This is a genomic window from Azospirillum tabaci (assembly GCF_014596085.1).
Taxonomy (GTDB): domain Bacteria; phylum Pseudomonadota; class Alphaproteobacteria; order Azospirillales; family Azospirillaceae; genus Azospirillum; species Azospirillum tabaci.
This window is the reverse complement of the sequence record NZ_JACCJY010000006.1, coordinates 65,502-82,703: the sequence shown is the minus strand read 5'-3', so window position 1 is coordinate 82,703 and position 17,202 is coordinate 65,502. Positions and strand designations below refer to the sequence as shown.

General features: G+C 67.6%; 19 protein-coding genes. 11 read left to right on the top strand and 8 right to left on the bottom strand.

Annotated features, from left to right (window positions below; translation table 11 throughout):
• Window positions 1–71 precede the first annotated feature (71 nt).
• The 3 genes from H0B54_RS09800 to H0B54_RS09790 all read left to right on the top strand — a co-directional run bounded on the left by H0B54_RS09800 (window position 72) and on the right by H0B54_RS09790 (window position 3,206).
• Entirely contained in the window at window positions 72–713 is a 642-nt protein-coding gene (locus tag H0B54_RS09800; protein ID WP_103041414.1) for an SH3 domain-containing protein, read from the top strand.
• 121 nt (window positions 714–834) lie between these two features.
• Window positions 835–1,974: a hydrogenase formation protein HypD gene (hypD, locus tag H0B54_RS09795; RefSeq protein WP_188260135.1), complete on the top strand. Its 1,140-nt coding sequence runs from the start codon at window positions 835–837 to the stop codon at window positions 1,972–1,974.
• Between the two features lie 143 nt (window positions 1,975–2,117).
• Window positions 2,118–3,206, top strand: coding sequence for a TRAP transporter substrate-binding protein (locus H0B54_RS09790; protein ID WP_188260134.1), 1,089 nt, complete (start codon window positions 2,118–2,120; stop codon window positions 3,204–3,206).
• A gap of 59 nt (window positions 3,207–3,265) precedes the next feature.
• Here the strand turns inward: H0B54_RS09790 and H0B54_RS09785 are convergent, their stop codons facing one another.
• Window positions 3,266–3,478: a hypothetical protein gene (locus tag H0B54_RS09785; RefSeq protein WP_137141801.1), complete on the bottom strand. Its 213-nt coding sequence runs from the start codon at window positions 3,476–3,478 to the stop codon at window positions 3,266–3,268.
• A gap of 121 nt (window positions 3,479–3,599) precedes the next feature.
• Window positions 3,600–5,219: an ABC-F family ATP-binding cassette domain-containing protein gene (locus H0B54_RS09780; RefSeq protein ID WP_188260133.1), complete on the bottom strand. Its 1,620-nt coding sequence runs from the start codon at window positions 5,217–5,219 to the stop codon at window positions 3,600–3,602.
• Between the two features lie 140 nt (window positions 5,220–5,359).
• On the opposite strand from H0B54_RS09780, the gene H0B54_RS09775 reads away from it, so the two are divergent.
• Window positions 5,360–6,082, top strand: a complete 723-nt coding sequence (locus H0B54_RS09775) for an AraC family transcriptional regulator (protein WP_246472434.1) — start codon at window positions 5,360–5,362, stop codon at window positions 6,080–6,082.
• 109 nt (window positions 6,083–6,191) lie between these two features.
• The gene (locus tag H0B54_RS09770) at window positions 6,192–6,644 is read left to right on the top strand and encodes a DMT family transporter (RefSeq protein ID WP_137141804.1); all 453 of its coding nucleotides are present in this window, start codon (window positions 6,192–6,194) and stop codon (window positions 6,642–6,644) included.
• 6 nt (window positions 6,645–6,650) lie between these two features.
• Here the strand turns inward: H0B54_RS09770 and H0B54_RS09765 are convergent, their stop codons facing one another.
• Window positions 6,651–7,433 carry an NAD(P)H-dependent oxidoreductase gene (locus H0B54_RS09765; protein ID WP_188260131.1) on the bottom strand — a complete coding sequence of 261 codons (783 nt, stop codon included), beginning with the start codon at window positions 7,431–7,433 and terminating at the stop codon, window positions 6,651–6,653.
• Between the two features lie 96 nt (window positions 7,434–7,529).
• On the opposite strand from H0B54_RS09765, the gene H0B54_RS09760 reads away from it, so the two are divergent.
• Window positions 7,530–8,483 carry a LysR family transcriptional regulator gene (locus tag H0B54_RS09760; RefSeq protein WP_188260130.1) on the top strand — a complete coding sequence of 318 codons (954 nt, stop codon included), beginning with the start codon at window positions 7,530–7,532 and terminating at the stop codon, window positions 8,481–8,483.
• A gap of 77 nt (window positions 8,484–8,560) precedes the next feature.
• The gene (locus tag H0B54_RS09755; RefSeq protein ID WP_188260129.1) at window positions 8,561–9,511 is read left to right on the top strand and encodes a zinc-dependent alcohol dehydrogenase family protein; all 951 of its coding nucleotides are present in this window, start codon (window positions 8,561–8,563) and stop codon (window positions 9,509–9,511) included.
• Window positions 9,512–9,535: 24 nt separating this feature from the next.
• Here H0B54_RS09755 and H0B54_RS09750 read toward each other — a convergent pair whose 3' ends face one another.
• Window positions 9,536–10,180, bottom strand: a complete 645-nt coding sequence (locus tag H0B54_RS09750; RefSeq protein ID WP_246472433.1) for a DedA family protein — start codon at window positions 10,178–10,180, stop codon at window positions 9,536–9,538.
• Window positions 10,181–10,278: 98 nt separating this feature from the next.
• Entirely contained in the window at window positions 10,279–11,124 is an 846-nt protein-coding gene (locus tag H0B54_RS29740; protein WP_246472432.1) for a PrpF domain-containing protein, read from the bottom strand.
• A gap of 146 nt (window positions 11,125–11,270) precedes the next feature.
• Between H0B54_RS29740 and H0B54_RS09740 the strand changes: the two genes are divergently transcribed.
• The 3 genes from H0B54_RS09740 to H0B54_RS09730 all read left to right on the top strand — a co-directional run bounded on the left by H0B54_RS09740 (window position 11,271) and on the right by H0B54_RS09730 (window position 13,925).
• The gene (locus H0B54_RS09740; RefSeq protein WP_188260128.1) at window positions 11,271–12,161 is read left to right on the top strand and encodes a LysR family transcriptional regulator; all 891 of its coding nucleotides are present in this window, start codon (window positions 11,271–11,273) and stop codon (window positions 12,159–12,161) included.
• A 163-nt stretch (window positions 12,162–12,324) separates the two neighbouring features.
• Window positions 12,325–13,143, top strand: a complete 819-nt coding sequence (aac(3), locus tag H0B54_RS09735; protein WP_343068919.1) for an aminoglycoside 3-N-acetyltransferase — start codon at window positions 12,325–12,327, stop codon at window positions 13,141–13,143.
• A gap of 191 nt (window positions 13,144–13,334) precedes the next feature.
• On the top strand, window positions 13,335–13,925 hold the full coding sequence (locus H0B54_RS09730; RefSeq protein ID WP_188260127.1) for an IMPACT family protein: 591 nt from the start codon (window positions 13,335–13,337) through the stop codon (window positions 13,923–13,925).
• Between the two features lie 83 nt (window positions 13,926–14,008).
• On the opposite strand, the gene H0B54_RS09725 is transcribed toward H0B54_RS09730, so the two are convergent.
• From H0B54_RS09725 to H0B54_RS09715, 3 genes are all read right to left on the bottom strand, one after another.
• Window positions 14,009–14,425: a nuclear transport factor 2 family protein gene (locus H0B54_RS09725; RefSeq protein ID WP_094303459.1), complete on the bottom strand. Its 417-nt coding sequence runs from the start codon at window positions 14,423–14,425 to the stop codon at window positions 14,009–14,011.
• Between the two features lie 171 nt (window positions 14,426–14,596).
• A complete protein-coding gene (locus tag H0B54_RS09720) occupies window positions 14,597–15,439 on the bottom strand; it encodes a helix-turn-helix domain-containing protein (RefSeq protein ID WP_188260126.1) in 843 nt (280 codons plus the stop codon).
• Window positions 15,440–15,500: 61 nt separating this feature from the next.
• Window positions 15,501–16,349 (bottom strand): alpha/beta fold hydrolase, encoded by an 849-nt coding sequence (locus H0B54_RS09715; protein WP_188260125.1) that lies wholly within the window; start codon window positions 16,347–16,349, stop codon window positions 15,501–15,503.
• Window positions 16,350–16,720: 371 nt separating this feature from the next.
• Here H0B54_RS09715 and H0B54_RS09710 point away from each other — a divergent pair, with 371 nt between their 5' ends.
• Entirely contained in the window at window positions 16,721–17,179 is a 459-nt protein-coding gene (locus tag H0B54_RS09710; RefSeq protein WP_188260124.1) for a DUF1810 domain-containing protein, read from the top strand.
• The last annotated feature ends 23 nt before the right edge of the window (window positions 17,180–17,202 follow it).

Sequence of the window (17,202 nt, the reverse complement as noted above, 5' to 3'; positions counted from 1 at the left end):
GGAGCATACCCCGCCTTTGCCTGTTGTAGGGGAAACGGCGCGCGATGCGCGCGTTCTGCGGGAGAATGCACATGTCTCGGATGACGAAGACTTTCCTCGGCACCCTGGCCGGCCTCGGCGTGGCGGCGGCGCTGGCCCTGCCCGCGGCGGCGGCCCCCGGCGACATCCACACGGTGACCGGCGAAAAGGTGAACCTGCGCGCGGCCCCGTCCGACAACGCCTCGGTCCGCTCCACGGTAACCCGCGGCGACGAGGTGATCGAGCTGAAGCAGGAGGGAAGCTGGATCGGCGTGCGCTCGATGCGCACCGGCGAGGAGGGCTGGGTCTTCGGCGACCTCGTGAAGCGGCAGACGCCCAGCACGCTTGGAGGCGCCTCCTCCGCGGCGTCGGACGCCGGGTTCGGGCGCATCTCCTCTGGCTTCGACGGGCTGCTGGCCGGCATCAACAACCAGCTCGGCTATCGCTTCGCCGAGCGGGTGGAGCAATCGGGCAACGGCGCGCTGCGCGTCATTCCGACCCAGGAATGGCTCTACAACACCAGCCGCGAGGCCAAGATCTACGCGGCGCTGGCGCTCTACGAGATGTGGAAGAATCACAACAACGGGCGTCCGGTCAGCGTGGCGCTGGGTTCCCCCGGCTCCTCCGCCATCGCCATCGAGGATTCGGGGCGGGGTCCGGAGCTGTCGCTGCCCGTGATGGGCGCGTCGAAGTAAAGGGGCTTCGCGGCGGGGGGCGTGATGCCGCCCCGCCGCGCCCCATTCTTGATCCGCATCAACGCCAGCGCTCCCCGCCGCCGTCCAAATGCCGTGACGGCAGGCGGAAGGGGCTGGAGCGATGAAGTACGTCGATGAATTCCGGGACGCGGAACTGGCCCGCGGCATCGCCGCCGCCATCGCGCGGGAGGCGGCGACCGGGCGGACCTATCACCTGATGGAGTTCTGCGGCGGCCACACCCACGCGGTGTCCCGCTACGGCATTCCCGACCTGCTGCCGGACAACGTGCGGATGATCCATGGGCCGGGCTGTCCGGTCTGCGTCCTGCCGGTCGGGCGGATCGACGACGCCATCGCCATCGCCCGCCAGCCCGGCGTGATCCTGTGCACCTACGGCGACGTGCTGCGCGTCCCAGGCTCGGGGCGGGTCAGCCTGCTGAAGGCGAAGGCCGAGGGGGCGGACGTGCGGATGGTGCTGTCCACCCTCGACGCCTTGCGCATCGCGGAGGACTACCCGGACCGCGAGGTCGTCTTCCTCGCCATCGGTTTCGAGACGACCACGCCGCCGACCGCGGTGGCCGTCCACGCCGCCAAGGCCAAGGGCCTGAGGAATTTCAGCGTCTTCTGCAACCACGTCCTGACCCCCGCCGCCATCCGGGGCATCATGGACAGCCCCGAGGTGCGGGAGATGGGCACGCTGCCGCTCGACGGCGTCGTCGGGCCGGCGCACGTCTCCGTGGTCATCGGCAGCCGCCCCTACGACTTCGTCGCGGACACCTACGGCAAGCCGGTGGTGATCGCCGGGTTCGAGCCGCTGGACGTGCTCCAGGCCATCCTGATGCTGATCCGGCAGGCGAACGAGGGGCGGGCGGTGGTGGAGAACCAGTTCACCCGCGCCGTGACCCCGGACGGCAACCGGAAGGCCCAGCGGCTCGTCGCCGACACCTTCGATGTGCGGCCCAGCTTCGAATGGCGAGGCCTCGGCTCGCTTCCCGACAGCGGGTTGCGGTTGAAGGAGGGCTTCGCCGCCTTCGACGCGGAGCGGCGCTTCGCCGTTCCGGGCCGCGCGGTGCCCGACCACAAGGGCTGCGAATGCGGCGACATCCTGCGTGGGGTGAAGAAGCCCAGCGATTGCAAGCTGTTCGGCACGGTCTGCACGCCGGAGAATCCGATGGGTTCCTGCATGGTGTCGGCGGAGGGGGGCTGTGCCGCCCATTACACCTACGGGCGTTTCCGCGACCACCGATTGGCGGTGCCGTAACCGTTGATTTCAAGCGCAAACCGTTTGTCACGAAATATTTCGTCGGGGAAGCTATTCGTCCTTTGCACGGCTAACCTTTTGCGGGGGTTCCGAGGACGCTGATAGGTTCGCTCCTGAACAAAAGAACAGGAGGGGACTCCCGTATGAAACGCCGTTCGTTCCTCGCCAGCGCCGGTGTCGGCGTTGCGGCCAGCACCCTGGCGGCTCCGGCCATTGCCCAGAGCACGCCGGAAGTGCATTGGCGCCTCGCCTCCAGCTTCCCGAAGAGCCTGGACACCATCTACGGCGCCGCCGACGTGATTTCACGCCGTGTCGCCGCCATCACCGACAACAAGTTCACGATCCGCCCCTTCGCCGCCGGCGAGATCGTCCCCGGCCTCCAGGTTCTCGACGCCGTGCAGAACGGCACGGTCGAGTGCGGCCACACCGCCAGCTACTACTATGTCGGCAAGGACCCGACCTTCACCTTCGACGCGACGGTGCCGTTCGGCCTGAACGCCCGCCAGCAGAACGCCTGGATTCTCCAGGGCGGCGGCATGGAACTGTTGCGCGAGTTCTTCAAGGGCTACAACGTCGTCAACTTCCCGGCGGGCAACACCGGCACCCAGATGGGCGGCTGGTTCCGCAAGGAAATCAAGACGGTCCAGGACCTGAGCGGCCTGAAGTTCCGCATCGGCGGCTTCGCCGGTCAGGTGCTGACCAAGCTGGGCGTCGTGCCGCAGCAGATCGCCGGCGGCGACATCTACCCGTCGCTGGAGAAGGGCACCATCGACGCCGCCGAGTGGATCGGCCCCTACGACGACGAGAAGCTCGGCTTCAACAAGGTCGCCAAGTACTACTACTACCCCGGCTGGTGGGAAGGCGGCCTGAACGTGTCGCTGCTGGTCAACCAGCAGAAGTGGGAGGAACTGCCGAAGCCCTATCAGGCGGCTCTGGAAGCGGCCTGCTTCGAGGCGCTGGCGATCATGAACGCCAAGTACGACGCCGACAACCCCGCCGCCCTGAAGCGTCTGGTGGCCGGCGGCGCCCAGCTCCGCCCCTTCCCGCGCGACGTGATGGAGGCCTGCTACAAGGCGGCCTACGAGCTGTACGACGAGACGGCCAAGAGCAACCCGAAGTTCGCCAAGATCTACGAGCCGTGGAAGAAGTTCCGCGACGAGGAATACCTGTGGTTCCGCGTCGCCGAGAACAGCTTCGACAACTTCACCTTCACCGCCGGGCAACGTCGGTGATGAAGGGCCGTTGATGAAGACGCGGTGCGGCGTGTCAGGGCGCCGCACCGCTTCGGCCGCTACGGGGCGGCCACTTTCTGGGACAGGCGTTGCAGATCCTGCGACGCGCGGTCGGCGATGCGCTGGGCGGCCACCAGCGTGTCCGTCAGATTGCCGACGTCCGGCGCGATCTCGCCCGCGGCGTCGGACATCTCGTTCAGGGCCTTCACCGCGGTGTCGATCAGGCGGATGACCAGCCCCGCGGGGCCGTCGGCGTTGTCGTACCCAGCCATTCCAAAATCTCCATGGTTGCGCAACCCAGCCCGAACGACACGGGCACGAGTTTCCATGGAGGGGGCAGGCCGCGCAAGCCGCTTGTTGCGCCGCACGCGTTCCCGCCCCGCCCGGACGGCGTCAGTGGATGCCCGGCGCTTCCTGCCCGGTGCTCGCCACATACTCGGTGTAGCCGCCGCCATACTGGTGGATGCCTTCCGGCGTCAGCTCCAGCACCCGGTTCGACAGGGCCGCCAGGAAATGGCGGTCGTGCGAGACGAACAGCATGGTGCCCTCATAGGCGCCCAGCGCCGCGATCAGCATCTGCTTGGTGTCGAGGTCGAGGTGGTTGGTCGGCTCGTCCAGCACCAGGAAGTTGGGCGGGTTGAACAGCATGGTCGCCATGACCATCCGGGCCTTCTCGCCGCCGGACAGGACGCGGCACTTCTTCTCCACATCGTCGCCGGAGAAGCCGAAGCAGCCGGCCAGAGCGCGCAACGACCCCTGGCTCGCCTGCGGGAAGGAGGCTTCCAGCGATTCGAAGATGGTCTTGTCGCCGTCGAGCAGGTCCATGGCGTGCTGGGAGAAATAGCCCATGCGCACGCTGCCGCCGACCGCGACGGTGCCGCTGTCCGGCTCGGTCGCGCCGGCCACCAGCTTCAGCAGCGTCGATTTGCCGGCGCCGTTGACGCCCATGACGCACCAGCGCTCCTTGCGGCGGATCGTCAGGTCCAGCCCCTCGTAGATGGTCCGGCTGCCGTAGCCCTTGTGCACGTTCTTCAGCACCGCGACGTCGTCACCGGAGCGTGGGGCCGGCGGGAAGTCGAAGGTCACGAGCTGGCGGCGCTTCGGCGGCTCGAAGCGCTCGATCTTGTCGAGCTTCTTCACCCGGCTCTGGACCTGGCTGGCGTGCGAGGCGCGGGCCTTGAAGCGCTCGATGAACTTCAGCTCCTTGGCCAGCATGGCCTGCTGGCGCTCGAACTGCGCCTCCTGCTGCTTCTCGCGCAACGCCCGCTGGCGCTCGTAGAAGCCGTAGTCGCCGGAGTAGCTGGTCAGCGACCCGCTGTCGATCTCGATGATCTTGTTGACGATCCGGTTCATGAACTCGCGGTCGTGCGAGGTCATCAGCAGGGCGCCCTCGAAGCCCTTCAGGAAGCCTTCCAGCCAGATCAGGCTTTCGATGTCCAGGTGGTTGCTCGGCTCGTCGAGCAGCATGACCTCGGGCCGCATCAGCAGGATGCGGGCCAGCGCCACGCGCATCTTCCAGCCGCCGGACAGCATGCCGACGTCCATGTCCATCATTTCCTGGCTGAAGCTGAGGCCGGCCAGCACCTCGCGCGCCTTGCCCTCCAGCTCGTAGCCGCCCAGCTCGTCGAAGCGGGCCTGGACCTCGCCGTAGCGCTCGATGATGGCGTCCATCTCGTCGGCGCGGTCGGGGTCGGCCATGGCGGCCTCCAGCTCGGCCAGCTCCGCGGCGACGGTGCTGACCGGGCCGGCACCGTCCATCACCTCGGCGACGGCGGAGCGGCCGGACATCTCGCCGACGTCCTGGTTGAAGTAGCCGATGGTCACCTGCTTCTCGATCGCCACCTGACCGGTGTCCGGCAAATCCTCGCCGGTGATCATGCGGAACAGCGTCGTCTTGCCCGCCCCGTTGGGGCCGACCAGCCCGATCTTTTCGCCCCGGTTCAACGCCGCCGATGCTTCGAGGAAGAGGATTCGGTGACCATTTTGCTTGCTGACGTTGTCGAAGCGGATCATGTGCGGCTGCGTTCCTGCGGCGTTGTTCCCATGGCGTGGCGGGGGCTCTTATGCCACAGGATGTGCGTTGCGATGGAGTCCTGATCGGTGCCATGCAAAAATCGCCACCCGGAACCCATCCGACGGGACGAGCCGCCATCATGACGCCCCTGCCCTTTCCGGCGACTCCGGGCGCCCGCGCGCATCAGGTCTGGGACTATCGGCGCCCGGCCGGCGGCGGCATCGTCGAGCTGGGGACGGTGCGCGGGCTCGACGTGGCCCTGCCGGTGCATTTCCATCGCGAGGATCAGCTGACCTTCGTCCTCGCCGGGCGACGGCGCTTCGTCATCGCGGGCGAAATGTGCGAGGCCGGTCCCGGCGAGGGGGTTCACATCCCGGCGGACTTGCCGCACCGCTCGCTGCGCGGGGCGGAGGAGGTCGTCTGCGTCAACCTTTACACGCCGCCCGGTCTCCACGCCGCGTCGGACCTGATCGCCGGGCTGGCCCGGCACTGGCGGCGGACGGGCGGTCTGGGCTGGGCCGACCTGACGCGGATCGCCGAGGAGCATCGCCATTCCCTCGGGATCGGGCTGGAGCCCGCCTCCCTGTTCACCGGCGGCGACGCCTGGGACAGCGTCGGCGAAGCGGCCCGCCGTGCCGGGATGAGCCGCGAGGGTTATTCCCGCCGGTTCCGCAAGCTGCACGGCGTGCCGCCGCACGCCTTCGCGCTTCAGGAGCGGCTGAACGACGCGCGCCTCCTGCTCCGCGCGGGGGAGCCCATCGCCGCGGTCGCGGCGGACACCGGATTCACCGACCAGAGCCATCTCGGTCGTTGCTTCCGCCGCGCTTTCGGGGTCACGCCGGGCCGCTACCGGGCCGGGTAGGTCACATCCGTACCAGACCGCCGCCGCTCCGCCTGCTATGCATCCGCCCGAGAGCGCCGCACGGACAAGGGTCCGGCGGCGCGCCCACAGCCAATCTTGGGAGCATGGCATGTCCACCGCACTGTCCGTCGTCTCGTACCTCCTGGTGGTCGGCGCCGGAGTCAGCGTCGCGTTGCAGCAGGTCCTCAACGCCAATCTGCGGGCCGACCTCGGCTCGCCCTGGTGGGCGGGCTTCGTCAGCTACGTCGTCGGGATGCTGGCGATGCTTGCGGTCGCCCTCCTCGCACCCGGACCCCGCCTCGCCGAAGCGGTGAGCGGGGCCGGATCGTGGGTCACCTGGACCGGCGGGCTGTTCGGCGCGCTGTTCATCGGGACCGCCATTCTGATGGTGCCCCGTCTGGGGGCGGCGACCGTGCTCGCGCTCATCGTGGTCGGCCAGATGCTCGGTTCGCTCGCCTTCGACCATGTCGGTCTGCTCGGCCTGCCGCAGCAGCCGATAAGCCCGACCCGGCTGGCCGGCGCCGCCTCCCTGATCCTCGGCGTCGTCCTGATCCGGCTGTAAGCGTTCTCAGGCGGTGCGGTGCAGGGCGAAGCCGGACGCGCCGGGGGCTTCCAGTCCCAGGCGGAGTTCGAGGCTGGGGATGGCATAGTCGCCGCCGTTCTGGCGGCGGAAGGGGATCGGCGGCGTCGTTTCCAGCGTCCGCATCCGCTCTCGCAAGCCGTCCGCCGCCTGCGCGAAACCGGCCTCATCGAAGCGGTCCACCCGGTAGGCGACGAAGGGCGGCAGCACGTCGTAGCCGGGATAATGCAGAATGCCGTGGTTGATCGGGAACAGCAGGTCGTCGATCGGGCCGTTGATGCCACGCGGCGCGTAATGCTCGGCCCAGCCGCCCGTCGTCACCACGAGCATGGCGCGCTTGCCGGCGAAGCGGCCCTCGCCGTAGCGGTCGCCCCAGCGCCGGTCGCTGTGCTCGCCGACGCCATAGGCGAGGCCGTAGGCGTAGACGCGGTCGACCCAGCCCTTGAGGATCGCCGGCATGGTGAACCACCAGAGCGGGAACTGCAGGATCAGCGCGTCGGCCCACAGCAGCTTCTCCTGTTCGGCCTTCACATCGTCGGTCAGCGCGTCGGCGGCGAAGGCGGCGCCGGAGGCGGCGGCCACCTTCAGGCGCTCGCCCTCGCCGAGGGTGGGGAAATCGGCGCGGTCCACCGCGGCCTTCCAGTTCATGGCGTAGAGGTCCGAGACCCGCACCGCGTGCCCCTGCGCCTCCAGCTCCGCGACGGCGGCATCGCGCAGGGCGGCGTTGAGGGAGCGGGGGTCGGGATGGGCGAAGACGATCAGCACGTTCATCACAGGCACCTGTTCGCTTGAAACGGTTGCGCATCAAGCTAAGCGGGTGGAGATTGATCCGGTAGACAGCGTGGATGGATGGAACTCTGCCGCAAAATGGATCAATCGAAGGCCGCATCCGCCAATGTCACGCTCGACCGCATGCGCAGCTTCGTCCGCGTCGCCGAGCGGGGAAGCCTGTCCGCGGTGGCGCGCGAGATGGCCATCGGGCAATCCAGCGTCACCCGCCACATCCGCGAGCTGGAGGAGGCGCTGGGCGTCGCGCTGTTCAGCCGCACCACCCGGCGCGTCACGCTGACCGCGGAGGGTGAGCGCTACTACGCCAACGCCGTCCAGATCCTGCGCCTCGTCGAACAGGCCGGCGACGAGGCGCGCTCCACCGGCCGCGCCTCGGCCGGGACGGTGCGCGTGTCCTGCACGGCCGCGCTCGGCGTCCGGCACATCAGCCGGCTGATCTTCGCCTTCCAGGATCGCCATCCGGAGATCGCCGTCGATCTCGGCTTGACCGACGAGCGCATCGACCTCGTGCGCGACGGCGTGGACATCGCCATCCGCCTCGGTCCGCTCACCGACAGCACGCTGAAGCGGCGGGCGCTGGGGCTGAGCCGGCGCATCCTCGTCGGGGCGCCGGCCTGTCTGGCGCCGCACGGCCGGCCGACGACGCCGGACGACCTCGCCGGGTTCGACGGCGTCCGCATGTCGAACATCGCGGGGAGCGACCGGCTGACGCTCGAAGGGCCGGACGGTGCCCTCCACGCCGTTTCCCTCGGGGGACGGCTGCGGGTCGATCACGGGCTCGCCGCCCGCGAAGCCTATCTCGCCGGCCGCGGCATCGGCCCGGCCCATGTCTGGCTGGTGGACGACCTGCTCGCCGATGGCCGCCTCGAAATTCTCCTGCCGGATCATGCTCCGCCCTCCGTGCCGCTCAACATGCTGATCGTGCCGGAACGGGCCGGTATCGCGCGGGTCAGGCTGCTGGTGGAGTTCCTGGCCGACACCATCATGGGCGTTCCCGGCATCGAACGGTCGCCTGGAGGCTCTCAGGCTTGAGGCGGCATGGCCGAACAGCCTCTTGATGGCGATTGGCCGCGATCCACATGGCTCATCGCGAAACGAAGGAGGACCCCATGCGCGCGATGGTCATCACACGGTTCGGCGGCCCGGATGTGTTCGAGCGCCGGGACACCGAGCGTCCGACGGCCGGTCCCGGCGAGGTTCTGGTGCGGGTCGTCGCCTCCGGGACCAACCCGGTCGACGCCAAGATCCGGCAGGCCGGCGCCTGGGCGAACATCCCGTTTCCGGCGGTGCTGGGTTATGACGTCTCCGGCGTCATCGAGGCGCTGGGACCGGGCGTCACCGGCTTCGACGTCGGCGACGCGGTGTTCTACACGCCGGAGATCTTCGGCAATCCGAACGGCAGCTACGCCGAATACACGGTCGCGTCCGCCGCCATCGTCGCGCGCAAGCCGGACAATCTCAGCCACATTGAGGCGGCCGGCATCCCGCTGGCGGGCGGCACGGCCTGGGAGGCGATCGTGCGGCGCCTGGCGGTGCGGCCAGGCGAGACGGTGCTGATCCACGGCGGCGCCGGCGGTGTCGGCTCCTTCGCCATCCAGTTCGCCAAGGCGGCGGGCGCCCGGGTGATCGCGACCGCCAGCACGGCCAACCACGCGGCCTTGCAGGAACTCGGCGCGGATGTGGCGGTCGACTACCGCGATCCCGACGCGGCGGAGCGCATCACCCGCGAGACCGCCGGGCGTGGGGTCGACGCCGCCTTCGACACGGCGGGCGGCAATGTGCCCCTGAGCACCCAGGTCACCCGTCCCTTCGGCCGGATCGCCACGATTCTCGCGCCGACCGGGGACCTGAGCGCCCTCTACACCAAGAACCAGACGCTGTTCGGCACCTTCCTGACGCGCGAAGGCGCGCGGCTGCGCGAGATGGCGCCGCTGTTCGAGCGCGGGCAGGCCAAGGTCATCGTGGACTCCATCCTGCCGCTCGAGGAGGTCGCCAAGGCGCACGAGCGGCTCGATTCGGGCCATGGCCGGGGCAAGGTGATCCTCCGCGTCGGGGAGTGATCCGGCCCGGCCACGGGGCGCCGCTCAGCAGCGCGCCGGCTCGCCGGATATCGGCGGCGCCGGCACGCAAGGGCCGTCCTCCACGCTCCGGGACACCGCGGGCTTCGCCATGGCTCCGGTCAGGAGTTCGTCGAGGCCGACCCCCTTCGCCATGGCGATGCCGGGCGCCATCGTCAGAGGCACCCAGATGACCGCGGACATCAGGTTGGCGGCCTGGAAGCGGTGGTGGGGCATCGCCATCATCCCCGCGGTGAGCGGCACGACCGGTCGCAGGGGGCCCAGGAAGCGGGCGAAGAAGACGCTCTTGCCGCCATGGCGCAGAAAGAAGCGGCTGCCCCGCTCCAGGAATTCCGGCCGACGGCGGAACGGCCAGACATGCGGCACACGATGGCCGAACAGCCGGCCGAGCCAATAGGACACGGCGTCACCCAGCACGGCCCCCAGCGCGATGGCGGCGTAGACCTGCCAGAAGCCGAGGACCCCGGAGGCCACCAGCGCACCGCCCGCGGCGATCAACACCACGCCCGGCACCGCCAGCCCCACGAAGGCCAGCGATTCCGCGAAGGCGCACAGGAACAGGATGACCTCCGCCCAGGACGCGTTCGCCTCGATGAAGGCGCCCCAACGCGCCACGCCGTCGCTGAGCATGGTCCGTGTCGCGTCGTTCATGGAAGCTCCTTTGCGATCGGGTCGATGGAGGGGAGGACGCGGACCGACCCTGGTGTCAGTTTACGCACGAATTGAGATGTGTGTGTAAAGGACGGCGGTCATTTTGACGACGCCTGACAGCTCCCTCGGTCAGGCGTCGAGCGCTGGGCCTCCTCACCGTTCTTCCGCTGTTCGTGTCGTCCGCCGGGTGCCCGTGGCGTGCCGCGGGTGGAGCCCTCGCCACAGGCGGCGCGAAGGCGGAAAAGGTTGGGCGATCCAACCACACCGGCCGTGGGAACCGGTGTCTTGTTCGCCCAGGTGCACAAGACCGACCATCTGCGCCTGGTTCGTGGGAACCAGCCCCGAACGCTCCGATCAGCGGTTGATGCGAGCCAGCACACGATCGACCATGATCCCCGACTGCCCAAGGTAGTTGGCCGGGTCGCAGAGCTTGGCCAGTTCGGCGCGGCTGAGGCAGGCGCTGATCTCCGGCGTCTCGACCAGGCCCCGCCCTCGTAGGTCACCCGGGCACCGGGGGTCTGGACGCGCGCCTCGATCAGCTTGCCGGTGTTGACGTTGTGGATGCGCACCACCGTCACGCCGTCCGTGGCCGGGACCAACCCGGCCTCGATGGCGAAGGGGACAACGGCGGCGAGCATGTTGCCGCAGTTGGGTGACGTATCGACGATCCCTTCCTGCACCCGCACCTGGGCGAACAGATAGTCCACGTCCGCACCGGAGAGCGTGGCGGGACCGACGATGGCGACCTTGCTGGTCAAAGGATTGCCGCCACCGATTCCATCGATTCCCAGGTCGTTTCCCGCCCCCATGACGGAAAGCAGAAGAGCGTCGCGCTCCGCCGGTGTCGCCGGAAGGTCGGATGCCAGAAAGAAAGGCCCGCGGGAGGTCCCGCCGCGCATCATCACGCAGGGAATGCCGATCTGGCGGCTGATCAGGTGGTTCATGGCGCTTGGTGTCTCTTGATCTCGCCGGGGCGGCGAAGAAAGCCGATGAACCGATATTCAGACCTCGAACCGTATTTGTTAAATGCAATGATTCGTGATATTATTCCGGAATACACATCAATGAGCGCCGCCTTGCGGAGCCGGGCATGAATTTTGAACTGGTTGATCTGAGAGCTTTCGTGGCGGTGGCCGAACTGGGCAGCTTCAATCGCGCCGCCGAGTTGCTGAACCTCTCGCAGCCGGCGCTCAGCCGCCGCATCCAGAAGCTGGAGGACACGCTGGGCGTCGCCCTCTTCGAACGCTCGACCCGCCATGTCGCCCTGACCATGGTCGGACGCGACTTCATCCCCAAAGTGCGGCGCTTCCTGGACGAGTTCGAGTCATCGCTGCTGGGGATCAGCGACCTGGGGGCGCGGAGCGGCGGGCAGATCACCATCGCCTCCGTCCCGACGGCGGTGTTCTACTTCCTGCCGAACGCGATCAGCCGCTTCAGCGTCGCGTTCCCGCGGATCCGCATCCGCATCCTGGATCTCGGTGCCAACGAGGGGCTGGAGGCGGTGGCCCGCGGCGAGGCCGATTTCGGCATCAATTTCATCGGCACCTCACACCCGGACATCGAGTTCACGCCGCTGGCCGAGGATCCGTTCGTCGTCGCCTGCCGGCATGATCATCCGCTGGCCTCCCAGGAAGCCGCCACGTGGGAGGAGTTGACCGCCCACCGGGTCATCACCGTGGGCCGGACCAGCGGCAACCGGGCGCTGATCGACAACGCCCTGGCGCAGCATGGCCTGAAGCTCAACTGGTCCTACGAGATCACGCACCTCGCCAGTTCGCTCGGGCTGGTGGAGGCCGGGCTCGGTGTCGCGGTGCTTCCCAAGCTCGCCACCCCGGCCACCGGCCATCCCATCATCCGGACCATCCCGCTGAGCCACCCGAAGATCACCCGAACGATCGGTGTCGTTCGACGACACGGCGCCATCCTCTCACCGATGGCGGCGCGCTTTCTGGACGTGCTGCTCGGTTCCTGGAAGGCGTGAGCCTTTGACCGCCGGGCCCGTGTGGACGTCGTTGGAGGCGCGTGTTCCTTGCCGTGCGGAGCCCGTCGGGTCCTGTTGTTCGCAGAGGTCAAAGCCGATGTGGTGAACCGTTCCCCGTCGTGTCCTTTCAATCGTGCCTGAATGCCGTTCGGGCGTTGCCCATATGGTTCCCATGTCGAATGTCTCACCCTTCCGTACCCGAGCCTCGTTGCGCGAGGATGCAGAGCGTTTGGGCGTCGGCCCGGGAGACATCGTCATGGTTCATGCGGCGATGAGCCGGGTCGGGCCGCTTCTGAATGGTCCCGACGCCCTGATCGGAGCACTCCTCGATGCGTCGAGCCCGGACGGCACCATCCTCGCCTACACGGACTGGGACACTCGCTACGACGGGCTTTTGGACGAGAATGGCCGTGTTGCCGAAGAATGGCGTGCCCATGTGCCGCCATTCCATCCGGCCGCGTCACGGGCCGCGCGGGAAAACGGCGTTCTGGCCGAATTCATCCGTACGTGGCCCGGCGCTCGACGGAGCGGCAATCCAGGCGCGTCGGTGGCCGCGATCGGCGCGAGGGCGGAGTGGATGACCGCCGATCATCCACTGGACTACGGCTACGGCCCCGGCTCGCCGCTGGCAAAGCTGGTGGACGCCGGGGGCAAGGTCCTGATGGTGGGGGCGCCCCTCGACTCCATGACCTTGCTCCACCACGCCGAACATCTCTCCCGTGTTCCGGGAAAGCGCATCCGCCGCTGCGAGGTGCCGTTCGCCACGGCGGCCGGAACCCGGTGGCGGATGATCGAAGAGTTCGAGACCGCGGTTCCGGTCGTGCCCGGCCTGGATGAGGACTGTTTCGCCACCATCGTCACGGACTTCCTCGCGGCTGGGCATGGCGCGCAGGGGACCATTGGGGAGGCACCCAGCACGATGGTTGAGGCGGCCGCCATCACCACCTTCGCGGTCGAGTGGCTGGAGCGGCGCCACGGCTGAGCCAATGCTCATCGGCAGGCTTGCCGATGGCGGCGATGGTCATGGATGGAGGGGCACGGCTCCGTCATCGGTTGAGTCGTTGCAGATATCGCTGCGACGCTGTCGCAATTTCCCTATTGGACGAATAAATTCCATCGGTGCATGGGAAGGTCGGCCTTTGGCCTGTGCAGGAACGATGGCAGCAGAAAACAATGTTCACCCTTAAGAAGAGAGAGCAATTCGAGCAGGAGATCAAGAAGAGCCGTTTCCTGGCCTCGGCGGGTCCAGTCGGGACGGAGGAGGAGGCCCGTGGATTTATCGCCGCGTGCAGCCAGCGGGATGCGGGCCACAACTGCTGGGCCTTTCGGATCGGCGATCTCTACCGGTCCAGCGATGACGGCGAACCGGGGGGAACGGCGGGACGCCCGATTCTTCAGGCCATGGATGGCCAGAAGCTGGATCAGGTGGCGGTGGTGGTCAGCCGCTGGTTCGGTGGCGTTCTTCTCGGTGCGGGCGGGCTGGTGCGCGCCTATGGCGGCACCGCGGCGGCCTGTCTCCACGCCGCTGAACGCCGTCCGATCATCACTTTTTCAGCCTTATCCGTCACGTGCGCCTTCGCCGACGAGGCCAGGATCAGATCGGGACTTGGCACCTTCCCGGCGGCCCTTGCCGAGACGAACGGCTTCACGCCCGAAGGTGTGCAGCTCCAGATCAAGGTTCCTTGCGAGCAGGTGGACGATATCGTCCGCATGATCACGGATCTTTCCCGCGGTCAAGCCAAGGTCCAAAAGCGGCCCGGGTAGCGAGCGGGGGGCCATGCGGCGAACGCCAGTCCCGTCACGGCGGGCCGCTGGGCAATCCAGGCCGTTATGGCTCACATAGGCCGTTATGGCTCACATGGGCGGCAAGCCGCCTCCAGGGCCGCCTCGTCGTCGCAACGCTCCTCGAAGCGCCGGATCCGGCCGTCGTGCAGCACCCACCGGTGTTCGGTCGTCACCGCCACCGGTTTGCCGGTGACCTTGCTGACGGCCTCAACGAGGTTGTGCGTGACGACCTGGTCTCCGTCCCTTGCGATGTCCCGCATCTCGTGCCTGGTGATCGTCCAATCCTTGGCCAATCCTTGGAAATAGCGCTGGACACCGTCCATGCCGTGGAAGGTGCCGGAGAAGGCCGCAAGAGCCGGGGACCGGCTGCAGGATATCCACTCGACGTCGGGCGCGAGATGCTCGAACAGCGGCGCCACATCACCCACGGCGTAGCGGTTGTAGAGGCCGCGGAGCAACTCGATGTCGGTCTGCGCCATGCTGCACCTCCGGCCGCCACGGGATGGCTGGAAATCATAAGGCCGGGTCCCGTGCGCCGTGTCGGCGCAAAGGCGGTGCCTCCGTCGGGTGAAGGCGCGTCTCGTGACACCGTGTGGCGCACAGTCAAGCCGATCCTGTAGGTCGGCAATCCTGGCGCGGTTCGCTGTCCATCACCGCGACAGGGCCTGCCGCATCGCCTCCGCCGTGGCGAGGTCGGCCGGAAAGAACGCCTCGATGGCCAGTTCGGACAAAGTGACGTCCACCGCCGTTCCGAACACCGTCGTGGTGCTGAAGAAGCAGAGAGTCCCGGCTTCCGTCCTGAGCCGCAGAGGAACCACCACGCCCTCATGCGACGACAGCGGCTCGCCCCGGCCGTGCGGAGCCTGCCCGCCGGGCATCGGGTAGCCCTTCAACTCGCCGAACAGCGCGATCAGCACAGGATCGGCGCTGACGTCGATCTGGCGGGTCAGCCGGTGCAGGATGTGGGTTCGCCACTGGGCGAGGTTTTCGATCCGCGGTGCCAGCCCGGATGGATGGAGGCTGAGGCGCAGCACGTTCACCGGAGGCTCGAGAAGATCCGGCGCGGCACCGGTGAGCAGTGGGGCGACCGCCCGGTTGGCCGCAACCAACGTCCAGTGCCGGTCCACAGCCAGCGCCGGGTGGGGCTCGTGCCCGGTCAGCACGAGATCGACCGCCTGACGGGCGGCCTGCATCTCCGGATCGTCCAGCCCGTGTTCGGAAAAGACCGGCGCGAAGCCCGCGGCGGCGAGCAGCGCGTTGCGGTCGCGGAGCGGAATGTCCATCCGCTCCGCCAAATGGAGCAGCATGGTCCGGCTGGGCTGCGAGCGGCCCGTTTCCAGGAAGCTGACGTGCCGGGTCGAGATGTCGGCTTCGCAGGCAAGATCGAGTTGGCTCAAGCCGCGCCGCTTGCGCCACGCGCGCAGCAGCTCGCCGACCGGCTGGCGCGGCACGGTCCTGGGGGGCGGTCGGTGCCGGGCGGCTGTTTGCGTCATGGCTCCGGCCTCCCCTCCGGTGTCGTCGGTGTTTTGCGATCGATGATACCAGCGCCGCCGATCATGCATCCAGAAAGGTCAGCAGATCGCGGTTGAAGCGGTCCATGTGCGTCAGGAACAGGCCGTGCGGCGCCCCCTCGTAAACGGTCAACGTCGCGTTCGGCATCAGCTCGGCGGTTTTCCTCCCGGTGATGCCAAGCGGGCTGGACACATCCAAATCGCCATGAATCAGCAAGGTCGACACGGTGATGTCCTGAAGCTCTTGTCGGAAGTCGGTGGACGTCGTCGCCCGATGGCAGTCCAGAAGCGCCTTCATCGAGGCTTGCAAAGCCATCGATTTCACCCAGACCATCATGTCGGGCGAACTCTCTGCCGTCAGAAAGGGGCGAATGTTGTCCTCCAGCCATGCCGGAAAGTCCCGCATCAGCCAATCCGAGCGGAAGGATTCGAAGACGGCGGGATCGATTCCGTCAGGGTTGTCGTCGGTCCGGGAGAGAGCCGGCGTCACCGTGCCAACCAGAACCGTGCGGGAAACGCGGCGGCTGCCGTGCCGGCTCAGATAGCGGATGATTTCCCCACAGGACATCGAATGGCCGACCAATGTGACACCCTCCAGGTCCAGCGTGTCGAGCAGGGTGGCGAGGTCGTCGGCCAGCCGGTCGAAGTCGAAACCGATTCCCGGGTCGCTCGACCGGCCATGGCCGCGGCGGTCGTACGCTACGCAGCGGTAGCCGTGCTCGGCCAGCGCCAGCATCTGATAGGCCCAGGAGTCGGAATTCAGCGACCAGCTGGACAGGAAGACGACGGGTTTCCCCTCTCCCCAATCCCGGCAGAAGAGCGTCACGCCGTCGTCCGTACGGATGAAGCCGGGCCGGACCGGGGCGGCGGGAGACGGCGAAGGTATGCTCATGGTCGGTGCTCCTGCGCTTGGGAGGCTGCGGGACGGGAAAGCCGGTGCGCTATGCACCTTCCGGATCGACCGGACCCCCACAGCATCGCCGTTCCACGATCCACCCGCGATTACATCGGAGGTAAAGGAAGAGCCATTGATCGCGTTTCGATCGGCGGTCACCGATCCGCGTCCGGAGTCGGAAAGAGGCCAGCCAGCCAAGTTGCTGAACAGTTCGGCGTGGAGCGTACGACCATGCACCATGCTCTGCGAGAGCACCGCGCTCGAATGGGCGGGGGTGAAAGATGGATGTCAGGGGCGAATGCTCCGCTTTGATAAAGGGACGATGCGCAGTTAATTCGTGACGGAGTGCCTTGAACAGGAGCGGTGGAATGCAGACAGACAATCCGTTCGACCTTCAGCGGTTCGTCAACGCGCAGGGGCCGGTCTTCGCAACGGTGCTCAAGGAGTTGCGGGACGGGCGCAAGCGGAGCCATTGGATGTGGTTCATTTTTCCGCAATTGCGCGGCCTTGGCCGCTCAGCCACAGCCGAATTTTATGGTATCGGCTCCTTCGACGAGGCGCGGGCCTATCTGGCACATCCGACCCTGGGCCCACGACTGGAAGAAGCGACTCGCGCCGTGCTGGCGGTCCAGGGGCGAACACTTCATGAAATCTTTGGTTCTCCGGACGACATGAAGTTCCACTCCTCCATGACTCTGTTCGCCTCGGCTGCGGACGAGGCTGCGGCCCTCTACCGGGAGGCGCTCGCGCGCTACTGCAATGGACGAATGGACGAGGCGACGTTGGCTCTGTTGGGGCGTACCAAGCCGACCGGACCGACGTCGTGAAAGGGGCACTGCCGGCCGGCCCT

What these genes read in the sequence shown, in the direction of transcription:
- H0B54_RS09800 (WP_103041414.1), top strand. Translation starts at nt 72, where the DNA reads ATGTCTCGGATGACGAAGACTTTCCTCGGCACCCTGGCCGGCCTCGGC.
- hypD (WP_188260135.1), top strand. Translation starts at nt 835, where the DNA reads ATGAAGTACGTCGATGAATTCCGGGACGCGGAACTGGCCCGCGGCATC.
- H0B54_RS09790 (WP_188260134.1), top strand. Translation starts at nt 2,118, where the DNA reads ATGAAACGCCGTTCGTTCCTCGCCAGCGCCGGTGTCGGCGTTGCGGCC.
- H0B54_RS09785 (WP_137141801.1), bottom strand. Translation starts at nt 3,478, where the DNA reads ATGGCTGGGTACGACAACGCCGACGGCCCCGCGGGGCTGGTCATCCGC.
- H0B54_RS09780 (WP_188260133.1), bottom strand. Translation starts at nt 5,219, where the DNA reads ATGATCCGCTTCGACAACGTCAGCAAGCAAAATGGTCACCGAATCCTC.
- H0B54_RS09775 (WP_246472434.1), top strand. Translation starts at nt 5,360, where the DNA reads ATGACGCCCCTGCCCTTTCCGGCGACTCCGGGCGCCCGCGCGCATCAG.
- H0B54_RS09770 (WP_137141804.1), top strand. Translation starts at nt 6,192, where the DNA reads ATGTCCACCGCACTGTCCGTCGTCTCGTACCTCCTGGTGGTCGGCGCC.
- H0B54_RS09765 (WP_188260131.1), bottom strand. Translation starts at nt 7,433, where the DNA reads ATGAACGTGCTGATCGTCTTCGCCCATCCCGACCCCCGCTCCCTCAAC.
- H0B54_RS09760 (WP_188260130.1), top strand. Translation starts at nt 7,530, where the DNA reads ATGGATCAATCGAAGGCCGCATCCGCCAATGTCACGCTCGACCGCATG.
- H0B54_RS09755 (WP_188260129.1), top strand. Translation starts at nt 8,561, where the DNA reads ATGCGCGCGATGGTCATCACACGGTTCGGCGGCCCGGATGTGTTCGAG.
- H0B54_RS09750 (WP_246472433.1), bottom strand. Translation starts at nt 10,180, where the DNA reads ATGAACGACGCGACACGGACCATGCTCAGCGACGGCGTGGCGCGTTGG.
- H0B54_RS29740 (WP_246472432.1), bottom strand. Translation starts at nt 11,124, where the DNA reads ATGAACCACCTGATCAGCCGCCAGATCGGCATTCCCTGCGTGATGATG.
- H0B54_RS09740 (WP_188260128.1), top strand. Translation starts at nt 11,271, where the DNA reads ATGAATTTTGAACTGGTTGATCTGAGAGCTTTCGTGGCGGTGGCCGAA.
- H0B54_RS09730 (WP_188260127.1), top strand. Translation starts at nt 13,335, where the DNA reads ATGTTCACCCTTAAGAAGAGAGAGCAATTCGAGCAGGAGATCAAGAAG.
- H0B54_RS09725 (WP_094303459.1), bottom strand. Translation starts at nt 14,425, where the DNA reads ATGGCGCAGACCGACATCGAGTTGCTCCGCGGCCTCTACAACCGCTAC.
- H0B54_RS09720 (WP_188260126.1), bottom strand. Translation starts at nt 15,439, where the DNA reads ATGACGCAAACAGCCGCCCGGCACCGACCGCCCCCCAGGACCGTGCCG.
- H0B54_RS09715 (WP_188260125.1), bottom strand. Translation starts at nt 16,349, where the DNA reads ATGAGCATACCTTCGCCGTCTCCCGCCGCCCCGGTCCGGCCCGGCTTC.
- H0B54_RS09710 (WP_188260124.1), top strand. Translation starts at nt 16,721, where the DNA reads ATGCAGACAGACAATCCGTTCGACCTTCAGCGGTTCGTCAACGCGCAG.